We start from the raw sequence: 17,918 nt of genomic DNA, 5'->3' as shown, positions 1-17,918 counted from the left end.
GAAAGAAATCAAATCACAAACGCTTTTCTCACGCGGCGTCCACCGCGACGACACCCCGCCGAATCGCCCGCACCGCCTTGGCCGCGGTGGCCGCCACCTCCACGTCGTCGGCGGTGTTGTGGATCTGGTCGAGCAGGTCGATCACCTGACGGCACCAGCGCACGAAATCGCCTGCCGACAGCGGCGCACCCTGATCGCCGCTGGCGAGCAACGACTCGGCCAACCCGTCGCCGCGCGCCCAGGTGTGGATACCGGTGACGAATCCGAGATCGGGTTCCCTGGTGGGCGCGAGCTTGTGCCTGGCCTCGTCGGTGCGCAGCTGCGACCACACGCCCACGGTGGCTCCGACCGCCCGGCGCACCGGTTCGGTGGGCCCCGACGCGCCGAGATAGCCGCCTTCCTGACGTGATTCGTAGACCAGGATCGATACCACCGCCGCCAGTTCGGCCGGCCCGAGTCCACGCCACAGCCCCTGCCGCAGGCATTCGGCGACCAGCAGATCGCTTTCGGCGTAGATCCGGGCGAGCCTGCGGCCATCCTGGGTGACCTCACCCTCCTGCACGAACCCGCGTTCTTCCAGCAGACCGAGGATCCGATCGAAAGTGCGGGCCAGCGAGTTGGTGGTGGCGGCAACCTTCTGGCGCATGGTGTCGGTTTCCCGCGACAGCCGGGCATACCGTTCGCCGATGCGGCTGAGCTGCTCGCGGTCCGGCCGGTGGTGCGCGGGGTGGGCCCGCAGGCTGCGCCGCAAGGTGGCCAGTTCACGATCTTCGGCGGCGCGAGCACGCTGGCTGCGCCGCTGGCGCCCGGGCGCGGCGATGCCGGTGCTGCGCAGGGCCGAGGCCAGATCGCGGCGGGTGCGGGCAGTGCGGTGATCGACCCGGCGCGGCAGGCGCATATGCCCGAGTGCCTGGGCGGGCACCGGGAAGTCGGCGACCGAGATCCGGCCCGCCCACTTGTCCTCGGTGAGCACGAGCGGGCGCGGATCGCCGGGCGTGGCATCGGGTTCCAGGATCACCGCGAGCCCGGCGCGACGCCCGGAAGGAATCGCGACGACGTCACCGCGCCGCAGCGAGGTGAGCGCCGCGACCGAGGCACCGCGCCGATCGGCCCTGCCCTGCTGTTCCAGCTGACGTTCGCGCTGCTTGATCCGCTCGCGCAGCGAGAAGTACTCGAAGAAATCGCCCTCGACCCCGCCCAGTTGCCCGGCGAGCTTGCGCAGCTGGTTCTCATTGCGTTCGATACCGCGCACCAGCCCGACCACCGAGCGGTCGGCCTGGAACTGCGCGAACGAACGTTCCAGCAGGGCCCGCGCCTCGGCGGCGCCCATCCGGTCGATCAAGTTGATCGACATGTTGTAGCCGGGACGGAACGAGCTACGCAGCGGATAGGTGCGGGTGGAGGCCAAGCCGGCCACCGCACTGGTATCCACCTCTGGCTGCCACAGCACCACCGCATGGCCCTCGACGTCGATGCCGCGGCGCCCGGCACGGCCGGTGAGCTGGGTGTATTCGCCGGGGGTGAGTTCGGCGTGCGATTCGCCGTTGAACTTGACCAACCGCTCCAGCACCACGGTGCGGGCGGGCATGTTGATGCCGAGCGCGAGGGTCTCGGTGGCGAACACCGCGCGCACCAGACCGTTGACGAACAGCTCTTCCACGGTGTGCCGGAAGGCCGGGAGCATGCCTGCGTGGTGCGCGGCCAGCCCGCGGTGCAGCGCCTCGCGCCACTCCCAGTAACCGAGCACCTCGAGATCGGCCTTCGGCAGCTCGCCGGTGTGCTTCTCGATGATGGCGTCGACCTGCTCCTGGTCCTGCCCGCGCCCCAGGTCCAGCCCCGAACGCAGGCACTGGGCCAGCGCGCCGTCGCATCCGGCGCGGCTGAAGATGAACGTGATAGCGGGCAGCAGACCTTCCTCGTCCAGCTTGGCCAGCACCTCGGGGCGCGGCAGCGGACGGAAGTCGCGGCGGCCGCCGCCGCGACCGCGCGGGCCGCCCCAGGAGTTCATCCGGTCCGCGCTTTCCCGATGCCTGATGTAGCGAACCAGATCCTCGTCGACGAGCACCTTCTGCTCGGAGGAGTTGCTGTCGAACAGATCGAACATGCGCCGGCCGACCATGACGTGCTGCCACAGCGGCACCGGGCGCGTCTCGTCCACCACCACGGCGGTATCGCCGCGCACGGTCTCCATCCAGGCGCCGAACTCTTCGGCGTTCGACACCGTGGCCGAGAGGCTGACCAGCCGCACTTCCGGCGACAGATGCAGGATGACCTCTTCCCACACCGCGCCGCGGAAGCGGTCGGCCAGATAGTGCACCTCGTCCATCACCACATACGACAGCGCGTGCAGCGCGTCCGAGGACGCGTAGAGCATGTTGCGCAGCACTTCGGTGGTCATGACCACGATCGGGGCGCCGGAGTTGATCGACTGGTCGCCGGTGAGCAGGCCGACCTCGGCCCGGCCGTAGCGGGCGGTGAGATCGGCGTACTTCTGGTTCGACAGCGCCTTGATGGGCGTGGTGTAGAAGCATTTGCCGCCGGTGGCCAGCGCCAGGTGCACCGCGAATTCACCGACGACGGTCTTGCCCGCGCCGGTGGGGGCGCATACCAGCACGCTGTGTCCCTCTTCGAGGGCGCGGCAGGCCTGCTGCTGGAAGGGGTCAAGCCGGAAGGTCAGATCGGCGGCGAAGCTCTCCAACTCGCCCGTCAGCGACCGGTTCTGTGTCACCCGTCAGAGCGTATCGGAGTAGTCCGACACGGGACGGCTGGTTTTCTCGGGGGCGGCCACCGGCTCGGCCGGGGTGATGGGATCGGCGGAGCCGACCGGTTCGGGCCCGGTCACGGTCGAGGCCTGCTCGTCGTCGAGGTCGCCCCAGCCTTCGGCGCGCTCGCGGCGGGCGCGCCGCGCGTCGTTGATGCGGGCGAACTGCACGGCGACCTCGAACAGCAGCGTCAGCGCCAACGCCAGCGCCAGCATGGAGAACGGGTCCTGCGGGGTGACGATGGCGGCGAAGACGAACAGCCCGAAGATGATGCCGCGCCGCCAGGCCTTGAGCCGGGCGTAGGTGAGCACGCCGATCAGGTTGAGTCCGATGATCAGCAGCGGTGTCTCGAAGCTGACGCCGAAGATGACCAGCAGCTGAATGATGAAGCTGAAGTATTCCGAACCGCTCAGCGCGGTGATCTGCACGTTGTCGCCGATGGAGAGCAGGAAGCTCAAGGCGTGCGCGATCACCACGTAGGCCAGCACCGCGCCGGTGACGAACAGCACCGAACCGGAGGCGACGAAACCGATCGCGTACTTGCGTTCCTTGGCGTAGAGACCGGGGGTGATGAACGCCCACAGCTGGTACAGCCAGATCGGGCAGGCCAGCACGATGCCCGCGGTCATGCCCACCTTCAGGCGAAGCATGAACTGTTCGAACGGTCCGGTGGCCAGCAGGCGGCATTCGCCGTCCGGGGTCAGTGAGGCCCGGGTCTCGGGTGGCAGCCCACAGTACGGCCCGCGCAGGATCTCGCCGAGGCTCTCGATGCCGAGGAACGAATGCGCGTACCAGAGGAACCCGACGACGGTGGTGACCAGGACCGCGGCAATGGAGATCAGCAGCCGGGTACGCAGTTCCTGGAGGTGTTCGACCAACGACATGGTGCCGTCGGGATTGGTCCTGCGCCTGCTGCGCCGGGGGTCGAACGGAATTCGCATGGTGTGTGTGGTTGCCCTTGTGCTCGCGTGCCTGGACCGCTCACCGCCGACGCCGAGCGATGGCCGGACGCCAACAGCACACTAGCCGGAGCGAGCTCGAACTCGCTCCGGCCGACGCGTGGGTCAGAGCGTTTTCGACTCGGTGCGCGGCTGGTCGGCGGGCGCCGGGTTCGCGGCCTGGCCGGACGGGAGCTGCTGCGCGGGAGCCGCGGGCGCAGTGGACGAGGCGCTGGTGTTGCCGCCCTCGTTCTGCATCTGGCTGACCTCGCTCTTGAAGATCCGCAGCGATCGTCCGAGGCTGCGGGCCGCGTCGGGCATCCGCTTCGCGCCGAAGAACATCACGAAGACGACCGCGATGATCAGCCAGTGCCAGATGCTCAGACTGCCCATGTTCTACCTCCAAAGACTGTGATACACCGATGCTACCGGACCCCGGCGTGGCCGAACCCGCCCGTGGGTCGGAGTTGGCCGGGCGTTCAACCCGCGGCCGTGCCCCTCATTCGACCGGCTGAGCGGCCGCTTCGCCCAATTGGCCGAGCAGCTCCGGTCCGCTCCAGCGACGCTGGTCACCCTGCTCGGCGGCCAGCACGAGTTCGATGAGCCGCTGATTCACCGGCGTCGGCCGGCCGACCAGCGCGCCCAGGCTCACGATTTCACCGCACAACCAGGAGATTTCGGTGCGGCGCCCGGCGGCCAGATCGTCGGCCATGGACGAGCGCGCCATCGGATCGACGGCCAGCACCCGCCCGGCAACCCGCTCGAAGACCGGATCCGGCACCGTCAGCAGCCGGGCCATCAGGGCGGGCGGGAGCGCGGTCAGCCGGGCCGGTCGAATTCGCGCACTGTTCATCACCGCGAGCGCCTCGCGCTGGGCCAGGGCGAGGCAGCGGCGGTAGTCGCGCTGCGCCAATTCCTCGCGTAGCGGCAGGCCGGACAGGGCGTTGACCGGGTTGTTCAAGTTGAGCAGCAGTTTGGCCCACTGCACGGGTAGTAGGTCGGGGTGCCGGTCCAGCGGCAGGCCCGTACGGCGGAAATCGTCGGCGAAGCGGTTCAGCGCCGGATCGTCCTGCACGGCGACGCCGCCGTCGGTACCGCGATGAAAATGGCCGTCACCGTGCTGGACCACGTTGAACATCACCATGCCCGCGAGCACCACGCTGCCCGGCAGCGCCGTGCGAATGGTGCCGTCGTTGCCGATGCCGTTCTGCAAACTCAGCACCACCGTGCCCGGCCGCAGCCTGCCCGAGAGGCTGTGCGCCGCACTCGCGGTGGCGCCGGATTTCACGGTGACGAGCACCAGGTCGGCGGATTCGGCGGCCTCGGGTTCGGTCGCGACGGTGAAGCGGTCGGCGGGCACCGTGTCCGAGCCGCCGTCGAGATCGGTCAGCCGCAGGCCGGCTCGGGTGATCTGGTCCAGGATCGGGCGTCGTCCGACGAAGGTCACCTCGGCGCCTGCCGCTGCCAGCTTCCCGCCGACGAAGGTTCCGATACTGCCTGCGCCGAGCACCATGACCCGATTCGTCAAGCCGGACCCGCCTGTTCCTCGGCCACCTCGTCGTAGGCGGCCAGGGCCGCGTTCGATCGTTCCCGGACGGCGGCGACCAGTTCCGGGGGGCCGAGCACGGTGACGCCGGAACCGAAGCCGAGCAGCAGCCGCGCCATCCAGTCCAGCGTCGCGAACCGCATGGTCGCCTCGATGCTGCCGTCGCCGTGTACGGCCAGCCGCTGGATCGGGTACTGGTCGAGCACCCAGCCGTAGTCGCCGCGGATCCGCAGGCGCGCCAGCGGTAGCGCCGGATCGTCCTGGAACAGGTCGAGGGCCGCGTCGGTGTCGGCGGCGGCACTGGGCGGGCGGGCCGGTTCGTCGAGTTCGGTGGCGGCCTCGATCCGGTCGAATCGGAACAGTCGCACCCCTTCGGCCTGACGACACCAGGCCTGCAGGTAGCTGTTGTTGTCGACCAGCACGATCCGCACCGGGTCGACGATGCGTTCGGAGACCACATCGCGGCTGGCCGAGTAGTACACCAGCCGCAGCGCGTGCCTGGCGGCCAGCGCCGCACGCACGGTCGCCACGGCCGGCGCCTCCACCGGCTGCGGCCCGCCCGCCGTCTCGGGGACGGCGCCGGAGATGGCGGCCTCGATCTTGGCGATCGCCGAATGGGCGGCACTCGGGTCCACCATGCCGGGCGTGTCGACGATCGACCGCAGCGCCACCAGCAGCGCGGTGGCCTCGGTCGAGGTCAGCCGCAGCGGGCGGTCGATCCCTGCGGAGAAGGTGACGTCGATGCTCTCCTCGGAGAACGACAGATCGATCAGATCACCCGGGCCGTAACCGGGCAGCCCGCACATCCACAGCTGGTTCAAGTCGCTCATCAGCTGTTTGGTGGTGACTCCCAGATCAGCGGCGGCCTCGGCGGCGCTGATCCCCGGATGGGCCATCAGATACGGCACCATGTTCAGCAGCCGCGACAGCCGCACCGACAACCGGCTGCTCATGCTGCCTCCTTCCGGCGCGCTCGGGCGCCCTGCGTGGTGACGCACGCTGCCGCCGTCGGGCGCTGGCCGCTCATGCCCGCACCTCCGTGTGGTCGAAGACCGATCGCAGCCGGGCCACCACATCGTCGCGCAGGTCGCGGGGTGCCAGGACGACGGCGTCCGGGCCGAGCCCGGTGATCAGGCGCGCGATCCAGTCCCGCGAGCGCACCGGCACCTCGATGACGGTGCCGCTGCGGCCGCCGATGGTCCGGGTGCCCCCTTCGACGCCGAGCCTGCGCAGCTCGCGTCCGCGCCCTTCGGCCACCCACACCGTCGCGGTGCCGCTGACCGGGGCCGTGCCGGTCACCCGGGTGACGATCTCGCGCAGGTCGACCTCGTCGGGTTTGCGGACCGCGTTGCGCGGGCCGTAGGCGGTGACCTCGTCGCCGATGCGCGACAGCCGGAAGGTGCGAGTGGCATTGCGTTCCCGGTCGTGGCCGACCAGATACCAACGGCCGTGGTGGGTCACCACACCCCACGGCTCCACATCGCGCATCAGGTAGGGCGCGTTGACGGCGCCACGATGCTCGAACCGCACGGCCTGGCCCGCGTCGATGGCAGCCAGGAGTTTGCCGAGCACGGGCTCGGATCCGCGGGTGCGCGCCGGCACCGCGGGCACCGAGGCCAGACCCGCCTCGGTCTCCACGTGGATGCCCGCGGCCCGCAGTTTGAGCAGGGCGCCCTCGGCGGCGGCGGCGAGCTCGGGCGATTCCCACATCTGCACGGCGACGGCGACGGCCGCGGCTTCGGCGCTGGTCAGGTCGATATCGGGCAGTTCATAGGCATCGCGGTTGATCCGGTAGCCCTCCACCGAGGAGAACCGGCTGACCGGGCCCACTTCCAGCGGGATGCCCAGATCGCGGAGTTCGTTCTTATCGCGTTCGAACATTCGGCTGAACGCTTCGTCGCTGACCGAATCCTCGTATCCGGCGACGCTGTCGCGGATCCGCTCGGCGGTGAGGAACTGCCGGGTCGACAGCAGGGCGATGACCAGATTCATCAACCGCTCGACCTTGGATATCGCCACTCGAACAGGGTAATGCGCCGCGAGGTGTGGTGTTGCGGCGGCGCACGGGTAACCGGTGCGGCAGTGTGATGATGGCATCGGACCATCCCATCCCCGAGGAGCCGGCCATGATCGTTGCGTTCTCAGTCACCCCGCTGGGCGATGGCGTGGATGTGGGCCGGGCGGTCGCCGAGGCGGTGCGCGTGGTGCGCGCGTCCGGGCTGCCCAACCGCACCGACGCCATGTTCACCACCATCGAGGGCGAATGGGATGAGGTGATGGCGGTGGTCAAGCAGGCCACCGACGTCATTCTCGCGGTCGCGCCGCGGTGCAGCCTGGTGGTGAAGGCCGATATCCGGCCGGGCGTCACCGATGCGATGACCTCGAAGGTCGAGACGATCGAACGGCATCTCGCCGGCGACTGAGCGCCGCCGGCGAGCCCGCTACATCGACGCGATCAGCCGGTCGACGCGTTCGTCGACCGAGCGGAACGGATCCTTGCACAGCACCGTGCGCTGAGCCTGATCGTTGAGCTTCAGGTGCACCCAGTCGACGGTGAAATCGCGTCCGGCCTCCTGGGCGGCGGTGATGAAATCGCCGCGCAGCTTGGCCCTGGTGGTTTGCGGCGGGGTTTCCACGGCCGCGTCGACCGCCTCGTCCTCGGTGACGCGCTTGGCCAGCCCCTTGCGTTGCAGCAGGTCGAACACGCCGCGGCCGCGTTTGATGTCGTGGTAGGCCAGGTCGAGCTGGGCGATCTTGGGGTCGGACAGCTCCATGTTGTAGCGATCCTGGTAGCGCTGGAACAGCTTGCGCTTGATCACCCAGTCGATCTCGGTGTCGACCTTCGCGAAGTCCTGCGCCTCCACCGCGTCGAGCGTGCGGCCCCACAGATCCACCACCTGATCCACCTGCGGATCCCGGTCGCGGTTGCGCAGATGCTCGACGGCGCGGGCGTAGTACTCGCGCTGGATCTCGAGCGCGCTGGCCTGGCGGCCGCCGGCCAGTCGCACCGGACGGCGGCCGGTGAGGTCGTGACTGACCTCGCGGATGGCGCGGATCGGGTTGTCGAGCGCGAAATCGCGGAACGACACGCCCGCCTCGATCATCTCCAGCACCAGCGAGGCCGTGCCGACCTTGAGCATGGTGGTGGTCTCGGACATGTTCGAATCGCCCACGATCACGTGCAGCCTGCGGTACTTCTCGGCGTCGGCGTGCGGTTCGTCGCGGGTGTTGATGATCGGGCGCGAGCGCGTGGTCGCCGAGGAGACGCCCTCCCAGATGTGCTCGGCGCGCTGCGACAGGCAGAAGGTGGCCGCCTTCGGCGTCTGCAACACCTTGCCCGCACCGCAGATCAGCTGCCTGGTGACCAGGAACGGCAGCAGCACATCCGAGATCCGGGAGAACTCGCCGGCGCGGACCACGAGGAAGTTCTCATGGCAGCCGTAGGAGTTGCCCGCCGAGTCGGTGTTGTTCTTGAACAGGTAGATATCCCCGCCGATACCTTCTTCGGCGAGTCGCTGTTCTGCGTCGATGAGCAGTTCCTCCAGCACCCGCTCACCGGCCCGGTCGTGGGTGACCAGCTGGGCCAGGTTGTCGCATTCGGCGGTGGCGTATTCCGGATGCGAGCCGACGTCGAGGTACAACCGGGCGCCGTTGCGGAGGAATACGTTGGAACTGCGACCCCAGGACACCACCCGGCGGAACAGATACCGGGCCACCTCGTCGGGGCTGAGCCTGCGGTGTCCGTGGAAGGTGCACGTCACACCGAATTCGGTCTCGATCCCCATGATTCGTCGCTGCACACTATCGACATTACAGCTAGGAACAGCACCCGCGCGGGGATCGGAGAACCCATATGTATACGGGTTGGCAACGATTCGGACGGTAATCGTTCGTCCATCAGGGCTCGTGGACGCCAGATTTTTGGTATGTGGCCGCGCGGCAGCCACACAGCACCCCGACCCGCGCCCAGATCTCCGCGGCCGAGGTGTTCGTCCGGCGTGCGCCAGACCCGGCCCTGAGCCGGCTCCGGGTCGTATACGACCGCGTGTGCGCCGCATACGACCCGGATCAGCTGCTGTTACTTCTCTCCGCTGTCGCCCTCGCCCGCGGCCTCCGCCTGGGCCTCGGCCTCGGCTTCGGTGCCCGCACCGGCGGCCGAGGTATCGAGCAGCCGCTCCAACACCGCGGGCCCGATCCGCCGGAAGGCCCGGCGAGGTCGTGCCTGCTCGAGCGTGGCGACCTCGAGGGATGAGACGCCGAGGACGCGCTTGTCCTTGTCGCCCTCGGGTGTGCCTGCCTGCAACGCCTTGACCGCGACGCCGATCGCGCTGGCCAAGTCGAGCCCCGGCTCATAGGAGGCCTTCAACGCGGTGACGATGGGCTCGGTGGTGCCGCCCATGACAACGTATTCGCGCTCGTCCACGATCGAGCCGTCGAAGGTGATCCGGTACAGCACCGCGTTGCTGTCCTGCTCCTGGTAGGCCACCTCGGCGACGCAGATCTCCACCTCGTAGGGCTTGAGCTGGTCGGTGAAGATGGACCCGAGGGCCTGGGCGTAGGCGTTGGCCAGGGCCCGGCCGGTGACGTCGCGGCGACCGTATTGGTAGCCGCGCAGATCGGCCTGCAGGATCCCGCCGCGACGCAGGTTCTCGAACTCGTTGTACTTGCCGACCGCGGCGAAGCCGATCCGGTCGTAGAGCTCGCTCACCTTGTGCAGCGTCGCCGAGGGATTCTCGGCGACGAACACCACGCCCTTGTCGTAGACGAGCACGACGACACTGCGACCACGGGCGATGCCCTTGCGCGCGAGCTCGGTCTTGTCGCGCATGATCTGCTCGGCCGACGCGTAGTACGGCAGCGTCATTCGCTGGCACTCCTTGCTGTGTCGTGCGGGAGGTCGCTCATCGGGCCTCCTGCGCTGCCTCTCGGTCGGCGACGATGCCGCGGGCGATCTCGGCGAGCCTGCTGTCGGTCACCTCGAGCGCGCCGTCATCGTTGATGACGATCGCGGTCGGATAGATGCCGCGCAGCAGATCGGGCCCGCCGGTGGCGGTGTCGTCGTCGGCGGCATCGAACAGTGATTCCACCGCGATGCGCAACGCCCGGTCCTCATCGATGCCCTTGGCGTACAGCTTCTTCAGCGACGACTTGGCGAAATGAGAGCCGGAACCGACTGCGGCGTAACCGAATCGCTCCTCGCTCTGCCCGCCGACGACGTCGTAGGAGATGATCCGGCCGACCTTGTCGGGATCGGTGGCCTCCAGGTCGTAGCCGACCAGCACCGGCACCACCGCCAGGCCCTGCAGGGCCGCGGGCAGGTTGTCGCGCACCATTTTCGACAGCTTGTTGGCCTTGCCGTCGAAGGTCAGCGGCACACCTTCGATCTTTTCGTAATGCTCGAGTTCCACCGCGAACAGCCGCACCATCTCCACGGCCATGCCCGCGGTACCCGCGATACCGGCCGCCGAGTAGGTGTCGGTGATGTAGACCTTCTCCATATCGCGGCTGGCCAGCAGGTTGCCCTGGGTGGCGCGCCGATCGCCCGCGATGAGCACGCCGCCGCGGTAGCTGACCGCGACGATCGTGGTGCCGTGCGGGGCGATATCGCGTGCACCGCCGCCGGAGCTACCGGCGGCGGTGGTCACGGCACCGAACCCGTTGCCGGGCAACAGATCGGGTGCGTGCATGCGCAGATGTTCGGAGAAGGACGAGAGGGCGTGCCCCGGGTGGAGACGCAGCGGGTCGCCTGAGGTCACTGGCCGCCTTTCTGCACGTAGGCGCGGACGAAGTCCTCGGCGTTCTCCTCGAGCACATCATCGATCTCGTCGAGCAGGTCGTCGGTGTCCTCCGCCAGCTTCTCGCGCCGCTCCTGACCGGCGGCGTCGACGCCCTCCGGGCCCTCGTCCTCGTCGCCGCCCCCGGCGCGTTTGGTCTGCTCTTGTGCCATGGCAGCCGACCTCCTGTTGTTTCACCACGCCCGGACCCTGGGTGAGCACCGGCCCGGTCGTGCGCAATGTGCGTGCTCGTTCTTCAACACTACCCAGCCGCACCGACACGATGGCGGATTCGGTGAGTGTCGTGACCCGTCACCGGCCCGCCGATGGGGTGCGGTGGGCCGGTCACAGCCCTATGTGGTGAGCTGTTCGACCAGTTCGGCGGCGGTATCGACGCCGTCGAGCAGCTTGCCGACGTGGGCTTTGGTGCCGCGGCGCGGTTCCAGTGTCGGGATGCGCACCAGCGAGTCGCCGCCGAGGTCGAAGATCACCGAATCCCAGCTCGCGGCCGCGATATCGGCGCCGAAGCGGCGCAGGCACTCACCGCGGAAGTAGGCGCGGGTGTCGGTGGGCGGGTTGGTCATCGCGTCGAGCACCTGCTGTTCGCTGACCAGACGCTTCATCGACCCACGCGCCACCAGCCGGTTGTACAGGCCCTTGTCCAGCCGGACATCGGAGTACTGCAGGTCCATCAGATGCAGTTTCGGCGCACCCCAGTTCAGGCCCTCACGGCTGCGCATGCCTTCGAGCAGGCGCAGTTTGGCCGGCCAGTCGAGCAGGTTGGCGCATTCCATCGGATCGCGTTCGAGCAGATCGAGCACCATCGCCCAGTTGTCGAGGATGTCGGCCACGCGCGGGTCGTCGTTGCCTTCGCGGTGCACGAACTTGGCCACCCGCTCGTGGTAGAGCCGCTGCAACGCCAGGCCGGTGAGTTCGCGGCCGTCGGCGAGGGCGACGGTGGCGCGCAGGGTGGGGTCGTGGCTGATGGTGTGCACGGCGGTGACCGGGCGCGCCAATTGCATGTCGGAGAGATCTTCGCCGGATTCGATCAGGTCCAGCACCAGCGCGGTGGTGCCGACCTTGAGGTAGGTCGACATCTCGGCGAGGTTGGCGTCGCCGATGATGACGTGCAGCCTGCGGTATTTGTCGGCGTCGGCGTGCGGTTCGTCGCGGGTGTTGATGATGCCGCGCTTGAGCGTGGTCTCCAGCCCGACCTCGACCTCGATGTAGTCCGAGCGCTGGGACAGCTGGAATCCGGCGTGATCACCGGACTGGCCGATGCCGACGCGGCCGGAACCGCAGATCACCTGCCGGGAGACGAAGAACGGGGTGAGCCCGACGATGATCGAGTTGAACGGGGTGTCCCGGTTCATCAGGTAGTTCTCGTGAGTGCCGTAGGAGGCGCCCTTACCGTCGACGTTGTTCTTGTACAGCTGCAGTCGCGGTGCGCCGGGCACGCTGGAGGCATGCCGCGCGGCGGCCTCCATGACGCGCTCGCCGGCCTTGTCCCAGATCACCGCGTCCAGCGGGTCGGTGACCTCCGGTGCGGAGTATTCCGGGTGGGCGTGGTCGACGTAGAGGCGCGCGCCGTTGGTGAGGATCATGTTCGCCGCACCGACCTCGTCGGCGTCGATCACCGGGGCGGGGCCGTTCATCCGGCTCAGGTCGAATCCACGCGCGTCGCGCAGCGGGGACTCCACCTCGTAGTCCCACCGGGTGCGTTTGGCCCGCGGCACGCCTTCGGCGGCGGCGTAGGCCAGCACCGCCTGGGTGGAGGTGAGGATCGGGTTGGCCGTCGGCTCCGTGGGGGTCGAGATGCCGTATTCGACCTCGATTCCGATGATGCGCTGCATGTGCACGAGCGTAGGCGACGCGACCGGCGACGCGGATGTCATACCGGTCGTGGTACTTCCGGAGGACCCGCGAGCGCACCCGTGCGCGCGATAGTCGGACCATGACCGAATCGCTCACCACGACCACCTCCGCGACGCCGGCCGCCCGCCCGGCGCGGCTGGTCGCCCTCGACGTGCTGCGCGGGATCGCGATCCTCGGCACGCTCGGCACCAATATCTGGATCCTCACCGATCCCGAAGGGATCATCGGCTACATCAACCACCTCGGTGCTCCGGTCGAGGACGGATGGGGCTGGGCCGAACGAGCCCTGCAGCAGTTCGCGCAGGGCAAATACCTCGGGCTGCTGACGATCATGTTCGGGATCGGCCTGGCCATTCAGCAGGCCTCCGCGCAGCGGGCGGGCAGGCGCTGGCCGGGCAGATATCCGATCCGGGCGGGCCTGCTGCTGCTGGACGGGCTGCTGAACTTCCTGCTCATCGCCGAATTCGATGTGCTGATGGGATACGCGCTCACCGGCCTGGTCGTCGCCTATCTGCTGGCCACCTCCGAGCGGGCGCAGCGGCGCTGGCTGATCGTGCAGGCGAGCATTCACCTGACCATGCTGACGTTGCTGGCCGTCGCGATGACCGCGGACGGCGGCGGCTCGGTCTCCGCCTCCGACCCCGAGCCGCTGGATCCGAACCCCTATGCCGACGGGTCGTTCTGGGATCTGGTGCTGTTCCGGATGGAGAACGCGCTCGGCTTCCGATTGGAGACGATCTTCATCTTCCCGATGTCGATCGCGCTGTTCCTGCTCGGCGCACGGCTGTATCGGGCGGGGGTGTTCGCTCCGGAGGGCGCGCGGTTGCGGAAACGGCTGATGATCTTCGGGTTCGGCGTAGCCGCGCCCGCTGATCTGGTGCTCGGGGTGTTAGTCGGCGGTGACGCCGTGCTGATCACCCGCTACGGGATCGCGCCGTTCGTGTCGCTCGGCATCCTCGCGCTGGTCGCGCATTTCTACCTGAATCGGCCACGGACCGGATTCGTCGGCGCGCGCCTGTCCGAGGTCGGCCGTACCGCGCTGAGCTGCTACATCCTGCAGAATCTGGTCGCTTCGATCATCTGCTACGGCTGGGGTTTCGGGTTGGCGGCCCGAGTCTCCCCGGAGGCAAGGGTGCCGTTCACGGTGGCGGTGTACCTGGTGGTCGCGCTCATCGTCGTCGGCTTCGCGCACCTGTGGCTGCGGCGCTTCGACCGTGGCCCGGTCGAATGGTTGTGGAACGCGACGTACCGGCGGCTGGCGAGCGAGTAGTACCTCAGGCCGAGCGGCGATTGCGATGGTCGGCGACGTGGACGCGGTTCGAGCATCGCGTCGAGCAGAACCGGCGCCGGCCGTTGCGCGAGGTGTCGACGTAGACAGTGCCGCAGCCGGGGCGGGCGCAGCGGCCGATCCGGCCGGGGTCTTCGCAGAACAGTTCCGCCAGCCCCGCCGCCGTATAAGCCTTGACCCGCTCGTGCACGGGGGCGTCGATGCGCGAGTAGTGCAGGTGCGGGGCGCGGCCGTCGTGGGTGGAGATGTAGGGCTGGCTGGTGGTCTCGGCGAGCAGATCGTTGAGCAGGCCCACCGAGGGCGCGGTGAAGACCTCGTCGAGCCGGGCGATCCAGCGGCGCAGCTCGGCGGTCTGCCGGGGGTCGAGCGGCGTCAGCGGTTTGTAGTCGGCCGCGGCCAGCAGACCGACCAGATCCTCGTCCGGTGCCGCGTTGACCAGCCGGACGGCGAGCTGCGCGGCCGCACCGCCGTAAGGGTTGAAATGCACTAGACCATTACATCAGGCTTGGCACATGCTCGCTACCTGCCCTTCTTGCTCCTGGCCCGCGCCCGATTCCGTCTCCACCCACGGCGCGGTTCGCTATCTGCGATGTGTGTGCGGTCAGTGGCTCGTCTGCGTCGACGGCGCGATCGTCGCGGCACCCGGTGGCGGCGGATTCGCGGGCAGCCCGGTTGCGTCCGCCGAGCCACCTGTCCGCGCCGAACCCTGAACCGGCCCGTCGGCGCGATCATGCAGCCGAGCCAGTGATTTATCGCCACCGATGGCCCGTCTCGGCGCTCGGTCCGAGTTCGACCGAACCCGGCTATTGTTGGTGCGGTGACTGAGGCGTACGACTGGTCGTGGCTGCGCGCCGGTATCCCCCAGATCGATCTGGACACCTACCTCGCTATGCCGGAGGACCTTGCGCAGGCGATCGAGGTCAAGGACGGCATGCCCGTGCACTGCGAATCGCCCTCGCCGAACCACATCGCGGTGACCGACACCATCAAGCAGGCGCTGCGCGAATCCGCCCGCAAACGCAGTCCGGGTGTGCCCTCATCGAGATTCTCCGTCTCAACAGCGCGGGCGAATACGTGTTCACCGACACCCGCTTCCGCGCACACAGCCCTGTCGCCGTCGCTATCACCGACCCACTCGACGTGAGTATCACCTGGGACGCGCTCGATGCCGACTTGGACTGATTCGTGTGATTCACAGCTCCGGTATCGTCGAGGCATGTTCACGAGGGCGCAGCTGACGGTGGGCGCGGTGCTGACCGCCCTGCTGCCTGCGCTCGTGCTGCTCACCGCTCCTGCGGGCGAAGCGGCTGCGCTTTTCGGCGCGGTGGCCGTGGTGCTGGCGGTCGCGTTGGTGTCGGGGCCGGCGATGCGTCTGGTTCCGGTGCATGCCGGTTCGTCGGGTCCGCCGCAGGCGGCGCAACGGCGGCGGCGTGGTTCCTATCTGCGCCAGAGCAATCCGGATGCCGCCGGGCGTCCACGGCCCCGAGCTCCCGGATTCGGGCAGGCCTGACGTCGCTTCGCGTGCGGACCGACGTCGCTTTTCACGCTGACCCGATCCGTCCGCGCGCCTCATGCGCGCACCACTCAGTCAGGGGTGCCTCCGGCATGCTCGATGTCATCTACTATCCCGTGTCCGCAGCACTGTCGCTGTGGCACAGCGCGGCCGCCGCCGTCGCCGGTTCCGGTTCACTCGCCTGGATAGCGGCCGTCATCCTGCTCGTGATGACGCTGCGCGCGGCATTGTTTCCGGTGTTCCTCAAACAGGCGCGCAGCCAGGCCGCCATCCGCCGCCTGCAACCTCAGCTCGAGGCGATCCGGAAGAAATACCCGGATGACCGGCAGCGGCAGGCCACCGAAACCCAGCGGCTCTACCGCGAGCACGGTGTGAGCCCGTTCGCCGGCTGTCTGCCACTGCTCGGCCAGGCGTTCGTCTTCCTCGGCCTGTTCCATGTGCTGCGGTCCTTCGACCGCACCACCGCCGCCACCCATCTGCCGTTCACCGCGACGCCCACACCGATGACCGCCGAACAGAACGCCGCCACCGCCAACTACGTCTTCGACGCGGCCGAGGTGCGGTCGTTCCTGGATGCCGATCTCTTCGGCGCCCCCCTGTCGTCCACGCTGATCGGCCACCCGACCCTCGCGACCGCGGTCGTCACGATCACTCTCATGGTCATCGCGGCCGCCGCCACCCATTTCACCGCACGCACCGCACTGGCCCGTCAGGAATCCGCGGGCCTGCCCTTCATGCGCACTCTCTCGCTGTGGGTGTTCCCTGCCGGAGCACTCATCGGTGGTGCGCTGCTGCCGACCGCCGTGCTGCTGTATTTCGTCACCAACAACGCGTGGACCTTTACTCAGCAGCGCATCGTCTACCGCCGGATCGATCGCGAAGCGGCGCAGCATGATTCGGCGCCACCGGCGAGCGCCGACATTGCGCGAACCGCGACCGCGCCGAAGCCCGGTGCTCGCCCGGAACGCCGCAAACGGTGAACGTCCGGCTCGCAGCGACGGCCGGCGATGCAGGAAAGGGTGGGAGGATGGGGTGAACTCGACGGAGGGGGCGCGGATGCTGTACGACGCGACGGGTGCGACCTATTCGCATACTCGACAACCGGATTCGAGGATCGAGGCCGTGGTCCTTCGAGCGCTGTCGGGAATGTCGTCGGTGGTGAACGTCGGTGCGGGCGCCGGTGCCTACGAGCCGCCGCAGACGGTGGTTGCCGTGGAGCCGAGCTCGGTGATGATCGCCCAGCGGCCATCCGGCGCCGCGCCCGCGCTGCGTGGACTCGCCGAACATCTACCGCTGCGCGCGAACGCCGCCGACGCCGCACTCGCGGTGCTGACCGTGCACCACTGGACCCACCTCGAGCAGGGAATCGCCGAACTCGCCCGCATTGCACGCCGCCGCATCGTCATCCTGACCTGGGATCACCCGGTGATGCGCACCTTCTGGCTACTGCGCGATTACCTGCCCGCCGCGGCGGCCACCGATGCCCGGCTCGCCGTCCCGCTGCACCGGTTGACGAGCCTGCTGCCCGGCACGGTCGAGATCCACCCCATACCGGTGCCCGCCGATTGCACGGATGGGTTCGGTGCGGCGTACTGGCGGCGGCCGCACGCCTACCTCGAGCCGGAGGTTCAGGCCGGCATGTCGATGCTGGCGCTCACACCTGCGACCGAGCTGGAGCCGGGGCTGCGGCAATTACGGGCGGATCTGGACAGCGGAGTATGGGCCGAGCGCAACCGCGATCTGCTGAACCGTCCGGAATTCGATGCGGGCTACCGGCTCGTCGTGGCGAACTTCGATTGAACGGTCGCGTTCGCCGCTCATCAGCGGACTCGCGCGCGCCAAGGCTTCACAGCGTGCACCATCGAGCGAAAGATATTCGCGGCCACACTGTTTCGACATCGCCGAGCATCATCAGGCTGTGCAAGGTCAACGGGTCCAGATGGCAGGGTGCCGGCGTGATGACCGCATCGACATCGGCGCCGCGCACCTGCTCGGTCAATGGCAGGAAGGCCGCGTCGTCCGGCCAGATCAGGTTGTAGCCGAGCCGCCGCGCCAAGCTCCGGATCTGCACCACCTCCATGTCGAAGTCGGTACTTACGTCCGGATCGATCCACGCCAACGCCGTCGGCCGCCGTCGCATCAGCGGCCTCAGCTCTCGCCCGCCGAGCGCGACCCGTCCGCGTCCTCCCCCACCCCGCGCGCACGCGCCCGCCCCGACGCAC

19 protein-coding genes are annotated in these 17,918 nt (G+C 68.6%); 6 read left to right on the top strand and 13 right to left on the bottom strand.

The features are described from left to right. Window positions 1-28: 28 nt before the first annotated feature. The 6 genes from GV790_RS04015 to GV790_RS03990 all read right to left on the bottom strand — a co-directional run bounded on the left by GV790_RS04015 (window position 29) and on the right by GV790_RS03990 (window position 7,265). Window positions 29-2,728: a DEAD/DEAH box helicase gene (locus tag GV790_RS04015; RefSeq protein ID WP_163810614.1), complete on the bottom strand. Its 2,700-nt coding sequence runs from the start codon at window positions 2,726-2,728 to the stop codon at window positions 29-31. Window positions 2,729-2,731: 3 nt separating this feature from the next. Beyond that, complete coding sequence (gene tatC, locus GV790_RS04010) at window positions 2,732-3,703, bottom strand: twin-arginine translocase subunit TatC (protein WP_163810611.1); 972 nt, start codon at window positions 3,701-3,703, stop codon at window positions 2,732-2,734. A gap of 123 nt (window positions 3,704-3,826) precedes the next feature. Next, the gene (tatA, locus tag GV790_RS04005; RefSeq protein WP_163810609.1) at window positions 3,827-4,093 is read right to left on the bottom strand and encodes a Sec-independent protein translocase subunit TatA; all 267 of its coding nucleotides are present in this window, start codon (window positions 4,091-4,093) and stop codon (window positions 3,827-3,829) included. Between the two features lie 106 nt (window positions 4,094-4,199). After that, on the bottom strand, window positions 4,200-5,228 hold the full coding sequence (locus tag GV790_RS04000; protein WP_256673014.1) for a 2-dehydropantoate 2-reductase: 1,029 nt from the start codon (window positions 5,226-5,228) through the stop codon (window positions 4,200-4,202). Continuing rightward, window positions 5,225-6,199 carry a helix-turn-helix transcriptional regulator gene (locus tag GV790_RS03995; protein WP_163810607.1) on the bottom strand — a complete coding sequence of 325 codons (975 nt, stop codon included), beginning with the start codon at window positions 6,197-6,199 and terminating at the stop codon, window positions 5,225-5,227. Before GV790_RS03995 ends, GV790_RS04000 begins: the two co-directional genes overlap by 4 nt. A gap of 70 nt (window positions 6,200-6,269) precedes the next feature. After that, window positions 6,270-7,265, bottom strand: coding sequence for a helix-turn-helix transcriptional regulator (locus GV790_RS03990; protein WP_163810605.1), 996 nt, complete (start codon window positions 7,263-7,265; stop codon window positions 6,270-6,272). Between the two features lie 107 nt (window positions 7,266-7,372). On the opposite strand from GV790_RS03990, the gene GV790_RS03985 reads away from it, so the two are divergent. Next, a complete protein-coding gene (locus GV790_RS03985) occupies window positions 7,373-7,669 on the top strand; it encodes an MTH1187 family thiamine-binding protein (protein WP_163810603.1) in 297 nt (98 codons plus the stop codon). 18 nt (window positions 7,670-7,687) lie between these two features. Here the strand turns inward: GV790_RS03985 and pafA are convergent, their stop codons facing one another. From pafA to dop, 5 genes are all read right to left on the bottom strand, one after another. Beyond that, window positions 7,688-9,046 carry a Pup--protein ligase gene (pafA, locus tag GV790_RS03980; protein WP_181062422.1) on the bottom strand — a complete coding sequence of 453 codons (1,359 nt, stop codon included), beginning with the start codon at window positions 9,044-9,046 and terminating at the stop codon, window positions 7,688-7,690. A gap of 278 nt (window positions 9,047-9,324) precedes the next feature. Further along, window positions 9,325-10,110, bottom strand: a complete 786-nt coding sequence (prcA, locus tag GV790_RS03975) for a proteasome subunit alpha (protein ID WP_163810601.1) — start codon at window positions 10,108-10,110, stop codon at window positions 9,325-9,327. Between the two features lie 37 nt (window positions 10,111-10,147). Then, complete coding sequence (gene prcB / locus GV790_RS03970; protein ID WP_163810599.1) at window positions 10,148-11,002, bottom strand: proteasome subunit beta; 855 nt, start codon at window positions 11,000-11,002, stop codon at window positions 10,148-10,150. Further along, window positions 10,999-11,193 carry a ubiquitin-like protein Pup gene (locus GV790_RS03965; protein ID WP_014351559.1) on the bottom strand — a complete coding sequence of 65 codons (195 nt, stop codon included), beginning with the start codon at window positions 11,191-11,193 and terminating at the stop codon, window positions 10,999-11,001. Before GV790_RS03965 ends, prcB begins: the two co-directional genes overlap by 4 nt. Window positions 11,194-11,373: 180 nt before the next feature. After that, a complete protein-coding gene (gene dop, locus GV790_RS03960; protein ID WP_163810597.1) occupies window positions 11,374-12,873 on the bottom strand; it encodes a depupylase/deamidase Dop in 1,500 nt (499 codons plus the stop codon). Between the two features lie 101 nt (window positions 12,874-12,974). On the opposite strand from dop, the gene GV790_RS03955 reads away from it, so the two are divergent. Continuing rightward, window positions 12,975-14,165, top strand: coding sequence for a DUF418 domain-containing protein (locus GV790_RS03955; protein WP_163810595.1), 1,191 nt, complete (start codon window positions 12,975-12,977; stop codon window positions 14,163-14,165). A 4-nt stretch (window positions 14,166-14,169) separates the two neighbouring features. On the opposite strand, the gene GV790_RS03950 is transcribed toward GV790_RS03955, so the two are convergent. Beyond that, complete coding sequence (locus tag GV790_RS03950; protein ID WP_163810592.1) at window positions 14,170-14,670, bottom strand: CGNR zinc finger domain-containing protein; 501 nt, start codon at window positions 14,668-14,670, stop codon at window positions 14,170-14,172. 330 nt (window positions 14,671-15,000) lie between these two features. On the opposite strand from GV790_RS03950, the gene GV790_RS03945 reads away from it, so the two are divergent. The 4 genes from GV790_RS03945 (at window position 15,001) to GV790_RS03930 (ending at window position 17,496) form a co-directional block, all read left to right on the top strand. Beyond that, window positions 15,001-15,327, top strand: a complete 327-nt coding sequence (locus GV790_RS03945) for a hypothetical protein (protein WP_163810590.1) — start codon at window positions 15,001-15,003, stop codon at window positions 15,325-15,327. A 72-nt stretch (window positions 15,328-15,399) separates the two neighbouring features. Further along, entirely contained in the window at window positions 15,400-15,693 is a 294-nt protein-coding gene (locus tag GV790_RS03940) for a DUF6412 domain-containing protein (protein ID WP_163810587.1), read from the top strand. 95 nt (window positions 15,694-15,788) lie between these two features. After that, complete coding sequence (gene yidC / locus GV790_RS03935) at window positions 15,789-16,676, top strand: membrane protein insertase YidC (protein ID WP_163810585.1); 888 nt, start codon at window positions 15,789-15,791, stop codon at window positions 16,674-16,676. Window positions 16,677-16,728: 52 nt separating this feature from the next. After that, a complete protein-coding gene (locus tag GV790_RS03930) occupies window positions 16,729-17,496 on the top strand; it encodes a class I SAM-dependent methyltransferase (RefSeq protein ID WP_309138976.1) in 768 nt (255 codons plus the stop codon). A gap of 46 nt (window positions 17,497-17,542) precedes the next feature. Here GV790_RS03930 and GV790_RS03925 read toward each other — a convergent pair. Then, a partial coding sequence (locus GV790_RS03925) for a hypothetical protein (RefSeq protein WP_256673012.1) occupies window positions 17,543-17,918 on the bottom strand: 376 nt, incomplete at its 5' end.

Origin of the sequence: Nocardia cyriacigeorgica, assembly GCF_010858045.1 — a bacterium.
GTDB lineage: Bacteria > Actinomycetota > Actinomycetes > Mycobacteriales > Mycobacteriaceae > Nocardia > Nocardia cyriacigeorgica_E.
Note: the sequence above shows the minus strand (reverse complement) of the source record. Positions and strands in the feature narration are given on the sequence as shown.

Bases quoted from the DNA above. Each gene is read 5' to 3' on its own strand.
- tatC (WP_163810611.1), bottom strand. From the start codon at position 3,703: ATGCGAATTCCGTTCGACCCCCGGCGCAGCAGGCGCAGGACCAATCCC.
- dop (WP_163810597.1), bottom strand. From the start codon at position 12,873: ATGCAGCGCATCATCGGAATCGAGGTCGAATACGGCATCTCGACCCCC.
- GV790_RS03955 (WP_163810595.1), top strand. From the start codon at position 12,975: ATGACCGAATCGCTCACCACGACCACCTCCGCGACGCCGGCCGCCCGC.
- prcA (WP_163810601.1), bottom strand. From the start codon at position 10,110: ATGACGCTGCCGTACTACGCGTCGGCCGAGCAGATCATGCGCGACAAG.
- GV790_RS03995 (WP_163810607.1), bottom strand. From the start codon at position 6,199: ATGAGCAGCCGGTTGTCGGTGCGGCTGTCGCGGCTGCTGAACATGGTG.
- tatA (WP_163810609.1), bottom strand. From the start codon at position 4,093: ATGGGCAGTCTGAGCATCTGGCACTGGCTGATCATCGCGGTCGTCTTC.
- GV790_RS03940 (WP_163810587.1), top strand. From the start codon at position 15,400: ATGTTCACGAGGGCGCAGCTGACGGTGGGCGCGGTGCTGACCGCCCTG.
- GV790_RS03965 (WP_014351559.1), bottom strand. From the start codon at position 11,193: ATGGCACAAGAGCAGACCAAACGCGCCGGGGGCGGCGACGAGGACGAG.
- yidC (WP_163810585.1), top strand. From the start codon at position 15,789: ATGCTCGATGTCATCTACTATCCCGTGTCCGCAGCACTGTCGCTGTGG.
- GV790_RS03985 (WP_163810603.1), top strand. From the start codon at position 7,373: ATGATCGTTGCGTTCTCAGTCACCCCGCTGGGCGATGGCGTGGATGTG.